Origin of the sequence: Streptomyces sp. NPDC046465, assembly GCF_040646035.1 — a bacterium.
Lineage (GTDB): Bacteria > Actinomycetota > Actinomycetes > Streptomycetales > Streptomycetaceae > Streptomyces.
Map to the genome: position 1 here is coordinate 26,176 of NZ_JBEYZK010000029.1, position 13,015 is coordinate 39,190.

At 71.7% G+C, this 13,015-nt stretch carries 13 protein-coding genes and 1 pseudogene; 8 read left to right on the forward strand and 6 right to left on the reverse strand.

Annotated features, from left to right (window positions below; all coding sequences use genetic code 11):
* Positions 1-397: 397 nt before the first annotated feature.
* On the reverse strand, positions 398-1,237 hold the full coding sequence (locus ABZ953_RS33785) for a menaquinone biosynthesis protein (protein WP_361732467.1): 840 nt from the start codon (positions 1,235-1,237) through the stop codon (positions 398-400).
* A 356-nt stretch (positions 1,238-1,593) separates the two neighbouring features.
* Between ABZ953_RS33785 and ABZ953_RS33790 the strand changes: the two genes are divergently transcribed.
* Positions 1,594-1,797 carry a cold-shock protein gene (locus ABZ953_RS33790; protein ID WP_006138897.1) on the forward strand — a complete coding sequence of 68 codons (204 nt, stop codon included), beginning with the start codon at positions 1,594-1,596 and terminating at the stop codon, positions 1,795-1,797.
* 291 nt (positions 1,798-2,088) lie between these two features.
* Here the strand turns inward: ABZ953_RS33790 and ABZ953_RS33795 are convergent, their stop codons facing one another.
* Positions 2,089-2,649 (reverse strand): XRE family transcriptional regulator, encoded by a 561-nt coding sequence (locus ABZ953_RS33795; RefSeq protein WP_361732265.1) that lies wholly within the window; start codon positions 2,647-2,649, stop codon positions 2,089-2,091.
* A 96-nt stretch (positions 2,650-2,745) separates the two neighbouring features.
* Between ABZ953_RS33795 and ABZ953_RS33800 the strand changes: the two genes are divergently transcribed.
* Positions 2,746-3,546: an AzlC family ABC transporter permease gene (locus tag ABZ953_RS33800; protein ID WP_361732268.1), complete on the forward strand. Its 801-nt coding sequence runs from the start codon at positions 2,746-2,748 to the stop codon at positions 3,544-3,546.
* Positions 3,543-3,857 (forward strand): AzlD domain-containing protein, encoded by a 315-nt coding sequence (locus ABZ953_RS33805; protein WP_361732271.1) that lies wholly within the window; start codon positions 3,543-3,545, stop codon positions 3,855-3,857. Before ABZ953_RS33800 ends, ABZ953_RS33805 begins: the two co-directional genes overlap by 4 nt.
* A 121-nt stretch (positions 3,858-3,978) precedes the next feature.
* Here the strand turns inward: ABZ953_RS33805 and ABZ953_RS33810 are convergent, their stop codons facing one another.
* The gene (locus ABZ953_RS33810; RefSeq protein WP_361732274.1) at positions 3,979-5,886 is read right to left on the reverse strand and encodes a long-chain fatty acid--CoA ligase; all 1,908 of its coding nucleotides are present in this window, start codon (positions 5,884-5,886) and stop codon (positions 3,979-3,981) included.
* A 94-nt stretch (positions 5,887-5,980) separates the two neighbouring features.
* Between ABZ953_RS33810 and ABZ953_RS33815 the strand changes: the two genes are divergently transcribed.
* Positions 5,981-7,195: an AraC family transcriptional regulator gene (locus ABZ953_RS33815; protein ID WP_361732277.1), complete on the forward strand. Its 1,215-nt coding sequence runs from the start codon at positions 5,981-5,983 to the stop codon at positions 7,193-7,195.
* A 452-nt stretch (positions 7,196-7,647) separates the two neighbouring features.
* Here ABZ953_RS33815 and ABZ953_RS33820 read toward each other — a convergent pair.
* Positions 7,648-8,028 (reverse strand): annotated as a pseudogene (locus ABZ953_RS33820) (tetratricopeptide repeat protein); the annotation flags it as partial.
* 237 nt (positions 8,029-8,265) lie between these two features.
* Between ABZ953_RS33820 and ABZ953_RS33825 the strand changes: the two are divergent.
* The 3 genes from ABZ953_RS33825 to ABZ953_RS33835 all read left to right on the forward strand — a co-directional run bounded on the left by ABZ953_RS33825 (position 8,266) and on the right by ABZ953_RS33835 (position 10,810).
* Positions 8,266-9,513, forward strand: a complete 1,248-nt coding sequence (locus tag ABZ953_RS33825; protein WP_361732280.1) for a lipase family protein — start codon at positions 8,266-8,268, stop codon at positions 9,511-9,513.
* Between the two features lie 101 nt (positions 9,514-9,614).
* Entirely contained in the window at positions 9,615-9,752 is a 138-nt protein-coding gene (locus tag ABZ953_RS33830; protein WP_361732283.1) for a hypothetical protein, read from the forward strand.
* Positions 9,753-9,814: 62 nt separating this feature from the next.
* The gene (locus ABZ953_RS33835; protein ID WP_361732286.1) at positions 9,815-10,810 is read left to right on the forward strand and encodes a molybdopterin-dependent oxidoreductase; all 996 of its coding nucleotides are present in this window, start codon (positions 9,815-9,817) and stop codon (positions 10,808-10,810) included.
* 25 nt (positions 10,811-10,835) lie between these two features.
* Here the strand turns inward: ABZ953_RS33835 and ABZ953_RS33840 are convergent, their stop codons facing one another.
* A complete protein-coding gene (locus ABZ953_RS33840; RefSeq protein WP_361732288.1) occupies positions 10,836-11,024 on the reverse strand; it encodes a hypothetical protein in 189 nt (62 codons plus the stop codon).
* Between the two features lie 225 nt (positions 11,025-11,249).
* Here ABZ953_RS33840 and ABZ953_RS33845 point away from each other — a divergent pair, with 225 nt between their 5' ends.
* Positions 11,250-11,492: a DUF397 domain-containing protein gene (locus ABZ953_RS33845; RefSeq protein WP_361732290.1), complete on the forward strand. Its 243-nt coding sequence runs from the start codon at positions 11,250-11,252 to the stop codon at positions 11,490-11,492.
* 9 nt (positions 11,493-11,501) lie between these two features.
* Here the strand turns inward: ABZ953_RS33845 and ABZ953_RS33850 are convergent, their stop codons facing one another.
* Positions 11,502-12,923, reverse strand: a complete 1,422-nt coding sequence (locus ABZ953_RS33850; RefSeq protein WP_361732293.1) for an MFS transporter — start codon at positions 12,921-12,923, stop codon at positions 11,502-11,504.
* Between the last annotated feature and the right edge of the window lie 92 nt (positions 12,924-13,015).

A 13,015-nucleotide genomic window follows, 5' to 3' on the forward strand; every position in this document is an offset into this window, starting at 1 on the left:
TCGCGCGGGTCAGCACTGCGGATCAGCGTAGTGCGGAAGCCGGTGCGGGAGCCCCCTGACCGCGTTCCCGCCACATGAGCGCAATGACCGTATTGCTAACGAAGTTCGGATTCACCGGCAAGGTAGGGGTATGGGCGCCCAAGCGGCACTTCGACCCGAAGTACTCCGGCAGCGGCTTCCCGGGACTCCAGTAATTGCCGGGATAGCCGTTACCGCCGGGCAGGGCCATCAAGGGAAGAGCCTGCCGTTCATCGTGGTGCGTTCATCGTGGTGCGTTCATCGTGGTGATGCCCGTGCTCAATCCGGACGCAAAGAACTATTACGACGGCAGACGGCAGCGATATGCCGGGCAGCCCCAGAATGGACAACTGGATGACGGACGACGTCCCCGATTTCGTCAAAAGGGCTTGAGCAGCGCCACTTCCACGTCCGCCGGGAAGCCGGTCGTCGGGCCGACCCGGCGGGCGAACTCGGTGACGCCCGCCAACTGCTCGCCGCCGAAGCGGAAGTCGAGCGTCGTGAAGTACCGCTCCAGGACACCGGCGTCGAAGGACTCCCAGCGCGCGGCCTGCTCGGCCACCTTCGTCACTTCCTCCAGGGAGAGGTCGCGGGAGGAGAGGAACGCCTTGTGCACCTCGCGCACGACCTCCGGCTCACGCGCCGCGTAGTCGCGTCGCGCCGCCCAGACGGCGAAGACGAACGGCAGGCCCGTCCAGTCCTTCCACATCTGCCCGAGGTCGTATACGTCCAGGCCGAGCCGCGGCCCGTCGATCAGGTTCGCGCGCAGCGCCGCGTCGCCGATGAGGACGGCGGCGTCCGCCTCCTGCATCATCAGCCCCAGGTCGGGCGGGCAGGTGTAGTAGTCGGGCCGCACGCCGTGCCGCTCGGCGAGCAGCAGCTGGGCGAGCCGCACGGAGGTGCGCGAGGTCGAGCCGAGCGCGACGCGGGCGCCGTCGAGCTGGTCGAGCGGCACCTGCGAGACGATCACGCACGACATGACGGGGCCGTCGCAGCCGACCGCGAGGTCGGGGAAGGCGACGAGGTCGTCGGCGTTCTTCAGGAACTCGACGAGCGTGACGGGCGCGATGTCCAGCTCGCCCCTGACCAGCTGCTCGCTGAGCTTCTCCGGGGTGTCCTTGGTCAGCTCGAAGTCGAGGAGCGTCCCGGTCCGCGCGAGTCCCCAGTACAGGGGCAGGCAGTTCAGGAACTGGATGTGACCGACGCGCGGCCGGGGAATGCGGCGGGAGCCGTGTCGCTGTTCGGCGCCCGCCCCCGCGGAGGCGTCCAGGGGAGAATTGTCCACATCGGGGAGGCTAGCCCCCATGCGGTACGGTGCGGGCGCCGGGGCGCCGACACGCCTCTCGTCAACCCTGTCGAGAGCGTTGTCAAACCTCCGGGTGACGTGATCTTGCCCCCTATTGCATTCCGCCGTCTGCGTGCTAAGCTCGCCGCAAGTTGCAGTTTGGTTTCCCTTGCAGTACAGAGCCTGCGGAGCATGTAACTCCGTGGGCTCTCGTCGTTTTCAGACTTATGCAGTTGTTTAAACAATCGCTGGTTCTGGAGCAGGGCAACCCTTTGGCCCAAGGAGGGCTTATGGCTACCGGAACCGTGAAGTGGTTCAACGCTGAAAAGGGCTTTGGCTTCATTGCCCAGGAAGGCGGCGGCCCGGACGTCTTCGTCCACTACTCCGCGATCAACGCGAACGGCTTCCGCTCCCTTGAGGAGAACCAGGCCGTTTCCTTCGACGTGACGCAGGGTCCGAAGGGCCCGCAGGCGGAGAACGTCACCCCGATGTAATCGGGCGCCTCACGCAAGTGGGGCGTGTGGTTGCTCCGGTGACCAGATCCGGAGATTGAGAGCAGTACCCAAGGAGCCCTGCTCCTCCGCTTTGCGGGGGAAGCGGGGCTCCTGCCTTTTGCTGGCCCCTGGGCCTTGGGCGGTGGGGTTCGGGGGCGGTTCGTCGGGCGTCTTCTGCGGGTTGGACGTGGCGGGGTGCGCAGTTCCCCGCGCCCCTGACTTCAACGTGGCGGGGTGCGCAGTTCCCCGCGCCCCTGGTGGGGCCGTTCCGGCCCCATCTCGGGTGGCCCCTCAGGTGTGTTGCATGATCAGGACGAAGGTTGTGGCGGGGGTCAGGGCCTCGTAGGCATGGGGGACGTCGCCTCGGTAGGACATGTAGTCGCCGGGGGACAGTTCGACCGACTCGCCCTGGGGGCCCGCGAGCAGGCGGCCCGTGCTGATGATCAGGTGTTCCACCGAGCCGGGGATGTGCGGGGCGGACTCGCGCGGAGGGCCGGGTTCCAGCGTGCCGTGGTAGATGTCGCGCCGCACGCCGGTCGGGCCCGCCGAGAGCAACGTACCCGCGTAGGAGGAGTTCTCGGCGAGCATCGTGGGGCCCTCACCCGCGCGGATCACCGTCACCGCGGGGGCGGGTGACTCCACAAGCACGCTGAACGGCACGCCCAGCGCGACAGCCAGGGCCCAGAGCGTCTCGATGCCGGGGTTGCCGGTGGCCGCCTCCAACTGGGACAGCGTGGACTTCGCGATGCCGGCGCGCTTGGCCAGTTCGGAGAGGGAGAGCCCGGCCTTGGTGCGCTCACGGCGCAGGGCCGCGGCGACCCACTCGCGCGGCATGCGGGACCCGTCGGTCATCAGTGCTTCTCCTCGGCTCTCTCCCCGTTGCGTTCGGTAGAGCGGTCCGATCGTTCGGCTTGACGAACGCGACCCGCTCCGCCCATCCTACGACGCATGCGTTCGCCACACCGAACAGACAGCCCGCCCCACCGAACGGACGGGGCAACCAGCGGCCTCGTGCGCGTCTCCGATCTGCCGCCCGGCGTCCTGCGCGACATCGCGCTCGTCTGGCTCGCCGACGCCGTCGTCGGCATCTCCTTCGGCGCCATCGCCGTCGCGGGCGGGCTCCCCCTGTGGGTGCCCGTGGTCATGTCGCTGCTCGTGTACGCGGGCTCCGCCCAGTTCAGCGCCGTCGGCATCCTCACCGCGGGTGGCGGCCCCGTGGCCGCTGCCGCCACCGGGCTGCTGCTCAACTCCCGCACGGCTGCGTTCAGTCTGGCGCTCGCCGACGACCTCGGCAGGTCCTGGCCCGCCCGCCTGATCGGCGCCCACCTCGTCACGGACGAGACCGCCGCGTTCGTCCTCGCCCAGGAAGGCCGCGCCCAGCGCAAGGCCGCCTTCTGGATATCGGGCATCGGCCTGTTCGTCGCGTGGAACCTCAGCGTGCTCGTCGGCGCCCTCGCCGGGACCGCGCTCGGCGACACGGACCGGTTCGGGCTCGACGCCGCGTTCCCCGCGGTGCTCCTGGCCCTCGTACTGCCCGCACTGCGTGCCGACAGCGCGGCGCGGCGGGCCTCGGCGGCCGGTGCCGTCATCGCGGTCGTCGCCGCGCCGCTGCTGCCCGCGGGGGTGCCGGTGCTGCTCGCCCTCCTCGGGCTGCTCGCGGCGCGGCGCGGGCCTCGTCGCCCTCTCCGTCCGGGCCGTCTCCTCCGCCCCCGCCGTCCGCGCCCCGCCTCGTCGAGGAGTGCCTCGTGAACGCCACCCTCACTTGTGTCCTCGCCCTCGCCGCAGGCACCTACGTCTTCCGCCTCGCCGGGCCCGTCCTGCACGGCCGCGTCGAACTCTCCGGCCGGGTCCAGGAGTTGCTGGCCGTCGGCGCCACGGTGCTGCTCGTCGCGCTGCTCGCCACCGGCGCGCTCACCGAGGGGCAGGACTTCGCGGGGTGGGCCAGGCCCGCCGGAGTACTGGCGGGCGGGGTGCTCGCCTGGCGCAGGGCGCCGTTCGCGGTGGTCGTGGTGGGTGCGGCGGCGACTACGGCGCTGCTGCGTCTCGCGGGTTTGCCGTAGCGTCTCGTGGCGCTGTCGTAGCGTCTCGTTGTAGCGCTGTCGTAGCGTCTCGTTGTAGCGCTTTCGTAGTGTCTTGCGGGGTTCTCGTGGCGTCTCGCGGGACTCTCGTAGCGTCCGGCGCTTATGGCCCGGCTTCTTCCGGGTTCGTCTCCGCGTGTGTCTCCGGCCCCGGGGCCCCGCCCCGCTCGTACAACTCCTCCACCACCCCCGCGTACCGCTCCGTCACCGCCTTCCTCCGTACCTTCAGGCTCGGCGTGAGGAGTCCGTCCTCGACCGTGAAGTCCTCGTCCAAGACGGCGAACGCGCGGATCCGGGCGGGGCGCGAGACCGTCGCGTTGGCGGCGTCCACCGCCTCCTGGACCAGCGCCCGCACGCGCGGGTCGCCGGAGACGGGCTCCGTCAGCGTCACCCCTTCCCGCGCCGCCCATCCGGTCACCTCCTCCGCGTCGAGCGTGACGAGGGCGACCGGGTAGGGGCGGCGGTCGCCGACCATCACGGCGCGGGAGACGAACCGGGAGGTCTGGATGGCGAGTTCGCTCAGCGAGGGCGTGAGGTTCTTGCCGCCCGAGGTGATGATGAGGTCCTTCTTGCGGCCGGTGATCGTGAGGAAGCCGTCCTCGTCGAGCGCCCCCAGGTCACCGGTGTGCAGCCAGCCCTCCTCGTCGAGGGTGGCGCGGGTGGCCGACGGGTTGTTGTGGTAGCCGAGGAAGACCATGGCGCCCCGGGCGAGGACCTCCCCGTCCTCGGCGATGCGCAGCTCTACGCCGTCCACGGGGCGGCCGACGGTTCCGTAGCGCACGGAGCCCGGGTGATTGAGGGTGAGGACGCCCGCCGACTCCGTCATCCCGTACCCCTCGTAGACCGCGATGCCGCAGGCCCGCAGGAAGTCGACGGTGTCAGGGGCGATGGGTGCGCCGCCGGTCAGCGCCCACCGGACGCGCCCGCCGAGCGCCTGCCTGACCAGGCCGTAGAGCGCCTTGTCGGCGGCTTCGTAGGCCTCCCTGAGCTCCTCGGGCAGCACGCCGTCGGCCGCGAGGACCCCGATACGGACGGCCTCGGCGAACCGCTCACGGCCGCCCTCCTGCGCCTCCGCGAGGGACAGCACCACCGACCGCACCTTCTCGAACAGCCGGGGCACGGACGGCAGATGCGTGGGCCGCGCCTCCGCGAGTTCGGCGACGACGTCCTCGACGCGCCCGCCGAAGAAGGTGAGGGTGGCGCCCCCGATGAGCGTCGTGAACTCGATGAGCTGGGCGAGGAGATGGGCGAGCGGGAGGTAGAGGTACGTCGAGTCGCCGGGGCCCCCGTCGACCAGCGGCACGGAGGCGGCCTGCACGGCGAGCAGGTTGCCGTGGGTGAGCAGGCAGCCCTTGGGCGGCCCGGTGGTGCCCGAGGTGTAGATGATGGTGGCCAGGTCGCCGCCGGTCCGCGCTTCGGCGCGGGCCAACAGTTCTTCCAGCGAGCCGATTTCAGCTTCAACAGGTTCGCGGGTCATCAGGACCACGTGCCGCACCCCGGGCAGCCGCCCCCGCAGCCGCTCGATCTTCGCCGCCTGCGCCTCGTCCTCGCAGATCACCACCGACGCGCCCGAGTCCGCCACCACCCAGGCGACCTCCTCGTCGCCCGCCGTCGGATAGACCGGCACCACCACCGCGCCCGCCGCCAGGACACCGAAGTGGGTTCGGGTCCACTCGGGGCGGGTCTCGGCGAGGACCGCCACGCGGTCGTCCGGGCGCACCCCCAGCGCGAGCAGGCCCCGGCCGACCCGGCGCGCGGCGTCCCGGAGCCCCGTGTACGACAGCTCGGTGTACGTCAGCTCCGTGCACGACAGCTCGGGCGACGCTCCGTCGCGCCGGAAGCGCAGAGCGGGCAGCTCGCCGTACCGCTCCGCCGCCCATTCGGTCAACAGGGCGAGGGTTTGCGGTAGTTCGGCCGGGCCGTGCGGGTTCTCGGGGTCCTTCGGGTCTTTCGGGCCCTTCAGGTTCTTCGGGTCCTTCGGGTCCTTCGGGTCCTTCCGTGTCTCCTGCATGCGTACGACGCTAGGGAGCGCGCCCGGCCCCCGGGATGACGGGAAACGTCAGCACCACTGACCGGGGCGCTCAACCGCGCGCTACCGTCGTGACATGGCCAGGCGGACGATCACCGTGCACCATGTGCGGGCCGTGCTGCGCGGCGCCGAACGGCGCGGCGTCGACACCGTGCCGCTGCTGCGGGGAGCGCAGATCCCGCCGCTGCTCCTCGGCGACGACCGGGCCCGGATCACCGCGCCCCAGTTCGCCCGGCTCTTCCGAGAGTTGTACCGCGCCACGCAGGACGAGTTCCTCGGTCTCGGCGCCGCCGTCAGCAGACCGGGCACGTTCGCGATGATGTGCCAGGCCGCACTGGGCTGCCGCGATCTCGGCGCCGCCGTGCAGCGGGGCACCACCTTCTACGGCCTGTTCCCCGGCGGCCCCGACCTCGTCCTGGAACGCCGCGGCGACGAGGCGGTGTTCGGCGTCCGCAACGACCTCGAACAGGACTACTTCCTCGCCGAGTGCCTCATCATCATCTGGCACCGCCTGTGCAGCTGGCTGATCGGCCGCCGCATCCCGCTGCGCTGGGCCGAGTTCGGGCACCCGCCGCCCCCGCACAAGGATGAGTACGAGCTGCTCTTCGGCTGCCCCGTACGGTTCGGCGCCGAGCGCACCGGCGCGGGGTTCGACCCGCACTGGCTGGACGCGCCGCTGATCAGGGACGAGGACGCGCTGGACGAGATGCTGCGCCGGGCGCCCTTCGAGCTGCTCACCCGGCGCGAGTACGGCACCACCGTCGCCGAGCAGGTGCGCCGCGTCCTCGCCCGTGCGCTGCGCACCTCGCCGCGGCTGCCCTCGCTCGGCGAGATCGCGGCGCGGCTCGCGGTGAGCCCGGCGACGCTGCGCCGCCGTCTGGCCCAGGAGTCCACGTCGTACCAGCAGTTGAAGGACGCGGTGCGGCGTGACGCGGCGATCGCCGGTCTGGCGGAAGGCCGCGAGCCGATCGCGGAGCTCGCCGCGCGGCTCGGCTTCTCCGAGGACACGGCCTTCCACCGGGCGTTCAGGCGGTGGACGGGGACGACTCCGGGCGCGTACCGGACGGAGACGGAACGGCCCTGCGGGGCGGCCCCGCCGCCGCACCATGACCCGCCGCCATCCCCCTACGGCTCCTCGTCGTCCGTCGCGCCGTCGGAGGGCGCCCCGTCGGAGGGCGCCCCGTCGGAGGGCACCCCGTCGGAGGGCACCCCGTCGGAGGGCAGCCCGTCGACCGCCGCGTCGGAGGGCGGGTCGTCCACCGGGTCCGCGGGGCCCGCGCCCCACGGCTGAGCCCCCGACTCCTCGTACACCGTGCCGTTCACCACCGCACGGTCGGCCTCCACCGTCCCCTCCCCCTCCTGCTCCCCGGCCCCCTCCCGCCTGCCGAGCCGTCGGCTGGTGCGGCCGAGCGCGATCAGCACCGTGATCAGCGAGGTGGAATTCCCCTCGATGCGCCGCGTGTACCGCACGGCCTCCTCGTAGGCGGCGTGCGCCTGGGGCAGCATCTCCTGCGCGTCGTAGGCGTCACCCATGCCCTTGAGTACGGAGGCGTACCAGCCGGGATCGCTCTCGCCGTCGACGAGTGCGAGCACGGCCTGCCGGGCGGTCACCCCGTCCGCGTAGGCGCCCTCGACGCCCAGGTGTCCCAACTCCTCGTAGATGAGCGCCATGTGGTGCAGGAAAGCCGCCCGCCGCTCGGTGTCCGTGATCCTGACGACCTCGGCGGCGAGCCGTTCCAGCACGTCCCGCGCCTCGGCCCGCTCGCCCAGCGTGACCAGGGTGTTGGCGAGCGCGGTCATGGTCGTGGCGAGGTCGCTCGGATCGTCGGCCCGCTGCTTGTACGAGACGGCCTGCCGGAAGTGCTCGGCGGCCTCCTTGAAGTCGCGGGCGTCGCGGTAGGTGTCGGCGATGTCGTGGAGGATGGTGCCGTAGATGCCCGGCGACTCCTCGGGATCCGCCAGGCCGCGGGCCTCGTGGAAGCAGGCCAGCGCCTGTTCGAGGCGGGCGGGCCGCGGCTGGCTGGTCTCTTCTGGCTCCGGCATGGCGGTCCTCCGTTCGGAGTCGGGTGGCGGAGTCCCGCCGGCGCCGCTCCCGTCCACGCGGGCGACTGCTGCCGCTGCCATCCGTTCGTGTGACTGCTGCCGCCCTCGTCCCGGCGTGCCGGAGCCCGCGGCTCCCCCCGCTGAGAAAGTAGCGCCGGGACGCCGCCCTGAACACCTGCGAGCCGGAGTCAACGAAGGTGAGCGTCCCGGTCAGCCCCGAACTTACTCACAAGTCACTACGGTCATTGCCGGAACACCCCGGAGCACCCCGCACGCCTCCGGAACACCCCCACCCCTGAGCACAGTTGGGAGAGCCGCATGCACACACGCACCGGCGTCAGAGCGTGGGCCGTGGTGGCCGCGCTCGGCCTGTCGGCCGTCACCCCGCTCACGGCGGCACACGCGGCACACGCCGACCAGAGCACGACCGCGACCACGAACACGACCGGGTCCCCCGCAGCTGAATCCCCCACGACCGGATCCCCCGCAGCCGAGTCCCCCGCGACCGGATCCCCCGGCGACATCGTGAGCTCCGCGCCGAGCAGCTTCCACCCTCTGCCGGGCCAGCCCACGAACACCAAGGCCTGGAAGATCCACTACCGCTCGACCACGGCGAAGGGCGAGCCGAACACCGTCTCCGGCACGGTCATCGTCCCGCAGGACGGCCACAAGGGCCCGCGCCCCCTCATCACGTACGCCGTCGGGACCGTCGGCGTCGCCGACCGCTGCGCGCCCAGCACGGGCTTCCCCTACGGCACCGCCGTGGAGGCCAACCTCATCCAGCAGCTCACCCTGCGCGGCTGGGCGGTGGCCGTCACCGACTACGAGGGCCTCGGCACCCCCGGCGACCACACCTACACGGTGGGCCGCGCCGAGGGCCAGGCCATGCTGGACGCCGCCCGCGCCGCGATCCGGCTGCCCGAGGCGGGCCTCGGCAAGGACACGCCCGTCGGCATCATGGGCTACTCGCAGGGCGGGCAGGCCTCGTCGTGGGCGGCCGAACTGCACGGCTCCTACGCCCCCGACCTCGCCGTCAAGGGCACGGCGACCGGCGGTGTCCCCGGTGATCTGCTGAAGGTCGCGAAGTTCAACGACGGCTCGTACGGGTCCGGCCTGATCTTCATGGCGGCGATCGGCCAGAACGCGGCCTTCCCCGAGCTGAAGCTCGACTCCTACCTCAACCCGGCGGGCAAAGCGCTCGTCGGCGCCATGAAGAACTCCTGCGTCGCGGACGGCGCCGTGCTCGGCTCCTTCAAGACGATCGCGTCGATGACCACGAAGAACCCCCTCGACCAGCCCGACTGGCAGCAGCGCCTGAACGAGTCGCGGGTCGGCACGGTGAAGCCGGACGCGCCCGTCTACCAGTACCACGCGCTCGCCGACGAGCTCATCCCGTACGGCGTGGGCAGGCAGGTCCGCGCGGACTGGTGCGCCCGGGGCGCGAACGTGGAGTGGCACACCGTGCCGCTCGGCGAGCACGTCAGCGGCGTGATCACGCAGTCGCCGTTCGCGGCCCAGTGGCTGGCGGACCGGTTCGCGGGGAAGCCGGTGCGGGGCAACTGCTGAGCGGAAAATGAGTGGGCAACGGCACGTCGTCCCCCTAGGATCTTGAGGTTTGCAGAATTCTGATTTCTGCAGTGCTTCGAGAACCGGGGGGACTTCTCGTCATGCTGATCACACCCACGGCCCTGGCCATGCTGACCCTGTTCGTCCTGGCGATGAAGGCGTCCGACACGATGCCGCACCGCCGCGCGACAGAGCCGGACATCGAAGCGGAGGGGCCGGGACAGGGAGCCGCCCGATGACTAGCCGCCCGATGACCAGCCGCCCGATGACCGCACCGTCTCCGCAGCCCGCGCGTGGGCCCATGGATGAGGCTGATGAGGCCCCACCCCTCGCGCCGCTGACGCCCCCGCCCGGCGACCCGTCCCTCGCCGATCCCGCGCCCGGCCCCGACTTCGTCACCCCGGTCGACCACGTCTTCGTCCGCACCCACCTGGGCCTGCCGGAGATCGACGCCGCGGACTGGACGCTGACGGTGGAAGGCCTGGTGGCGCACCCCTTGCGCCTCGACCTGGCGGACGTGCTCGCCCTGCCCGCCCGCCAACTGACCGCCGTCCACGAGTGCTTCGGCAGCCCGTTCCGCCCCGACACGCCGACGCGCGCGGTGACGAACGTGGAGTGGTCGGGCCTGTCCCTGGCCGCGCTCCTGGACCGCGCGAGCCCGCTGCCAGGCGCCCGGCACGTGGTCTTCGAGGGCGCGGACACGGGCTCCTTCCGCGACGAGGAAGGCCTCTCCTACGTGAAGGACCTGCCCCTCGACACGGCCCACCGCGACGGTTTCCTGGCCCACGGCATGAACGGCGAGCCGCTGCGCCCCCGCCACGGCTATCCGTTGCGGCTCGTGGTCCCCCACATGTTCGGCACGAACTCGGTGAAATGGCTGACCCGGATCGTGCTGACGGACGAGCGCCCGAAGCACATGTTCACGACGACGTTCTACACACGGACCCTGCCGGGCGGTTCCGAGCCCCAGCCCGTACGCGAGCTCGACGTCAACAGCAAGATCCTCTCCCCCGGCCCCGGGGCCGAACTGCGGCGCGGCGCCCTGACGTTCAGCGGCCGCACCTGGTCCACGTCGGAAGTCGTCCGCCTCGACGTCTCCCTGGACGGCGGCCCCTGGGAACCGGCCACGCTCGACATCCTCGGCTCCGACCCCGCCTGGCAGGGCTTCTCCCTGCGCCGCTGGCTCACGCCGGGCCCGCACACGATCCGCTCCCGCGCGACGGACGCGGCGGGGCGCGTGCAGCCGCCGCCGGGCTCCCGCAACTCGATCCACGAGGTGGCGTTCACGGTGCGGTAGGGCCACCCGACCAGGTGGCCGGGCCTCAGATGCCAGGGCCTCCCGTGCTCTGGTTCCGGGCGTTCGCCCCGCCGAGCCCCTGCGCGAGCCCTTGCGCCGCCGCGCCGCGCTCCAGGGCACCACGCTCCCCCGAGCCACTGCGGCGGCGCAGGGCGACCAGGCATGCGGCGATCACTGCGGCGGCCACGACCAGTACGGAAACGATGACGATCATGTGTTCCTCTTTCCCCGTGTTCCCCGTGTTCCCCGTGTTCCCCGTGCTTCTGCTGTTCGCATTCTCTCCCGTCAGCTGATCTCGTACGCGAGTTCGGCCCAAACGGTCTCCAGATGATGCCGACTGACAGGTCAGGCTGATCGCAGCACGCTATGGCATCCTGCGCTCCCAGGCGCTCAACGTCGAACAGTCCTTGGCCTTGATCGAGAAGATGCTGGGAGCACCATGAACACCGAGCGGCTCGACTGGTTCAAGTCCAGGCACTGCGACGGGGAAGGCGGCCAATGCCTCGAAGTCGCCCGCCCTTGGCACAAGTCGAGCTACAGCACAGGCGAGGGCGGCGAATGCATAGAGCTGTCCTCCTGCCCGCACGCCGTCCACGTGCGGGACTCCAAGAACCTCGAAGAGCCCTCCCTCACCATCTCGCCCACCCCCTGGTCCCACTTCCTCACGTACGCCACGTCCTGACGCGTCACGTCAGTCCCGGGGAAGCAGCCACGCCGCGAGGGCGGTCGTGACGCACAGGGTGAGGCCGACCACGACGAGTCCCGTGTGCATGCCGGAGAGCGAGAACCCGGAGTCGCCCCCGCTGTCGCCTCCGCTTCCCGCGAGGAGCGCGCCGAACAGGGCGACGGACATCGCGCCACCGGTCTGACGCAGGGAGTTGAGCAGCCCGGAGGCCGTACCCGCACGCTCGCCCGGCACGCTGTCCATGAGCTGGGCGGTGAGCGCCGGGACGCAGAAGGCGCCGCCGAGGCCGGTCGGCACGAGCAGGAGAAGGACGAGCCACAACGGGGTGTCCGCGCCCAGCGGGACGAGCGCGAACATGGCGAGGGCGAGGACCGCCTGCCCCAGGACGATGACCCGGCGCCGCCCGAACCGCTCGGCGGCACGGGGCGAGACGAGATTGGTCCCGGTGATGAAGACGGCGAGCGGCACGAACATCAGGCCCGCCTCGACACCCGACATGCCGCGCAACTGCTGGTAGTAGAGGCCGAGAAGGAAGGTCACGCCGTAGAACCCGGCGTTCACCGCGAAGCCGACCGCGAGGGCGACCCCGACCTGCCGCTGCCGCAGCAGACCGAGCGGGACCATGGGCGCGGCGTGCCGCTTCTCGGCGGCGTAGAAGGCGAACCCGGAGCCGAGGGCCACGGCGAAGGCGGCGAGCACGGGCGCGCTCGTCCACCCCAGGTGCCCGCCCTCGATGACCGCGAAGGCGAGCCCGGCGAGGGTGAGGACAGCGGTCACCTGTCCCGCCAGGTCGAGCGGCGCGGGGCGGCGAGGCGAACGGGTGGTGCGGGCGAGGAGCACGAGGATCACGGCGCCCACGGGCAGGTTGAGGAGGAAGACGGACCGCCACCCGGCACTCTCCGTCAGCACGCCACCGAGCACCGGCCCGACCGCGACGGCGGCGGAACCGCCCACCGTCCACAGGGCGATGGCGCGGGCGCGGCGGCGCGGGTCGTCGTAGGCCTGCCGGATCAGCGCGAGCGAGGCGGGCATCACGACGGCGGCGCCCGCACCCTGCGCGACACGTGCCGCGATCAGCGCGCCGATGCCCGGCGCGAGGGCGCAGGCCAGCGAGGCGAGGGTGAAGAGCCCCACGCCCCAGGCGTACGCCCGCCGCGCCCCCGCCCGGTCGGCGAGCGCGCCGGCGGACAGCATCAGGGCGGCGAACATGAGGGTGTAGGCATCCACGACCCACTGGAGGCCCGCCATGCCGCCGTGCAGGGTGTCGCGGATGTCGGGCAGCGCGATGTTCACGGCGGTGACGTCGATGGTGATGACCGTGAAGCCGAGGAGCGAGGCGACGAGGGCGAGGGCGGAGGAAGAGGCGGGACGACGGGGCGCTTCGGTCCGGTTCCGAGTGGAGGGAGGCGAGAGAACGGCGGCAGACATGAGGCTGAGGCTCCTACGAGGAGAGGGACACGTCGCGGAGCGACGGAGAGGCGGCCGCGGAGCGGCGGGGCGGTCGAGTTAGCGGCGGTGCG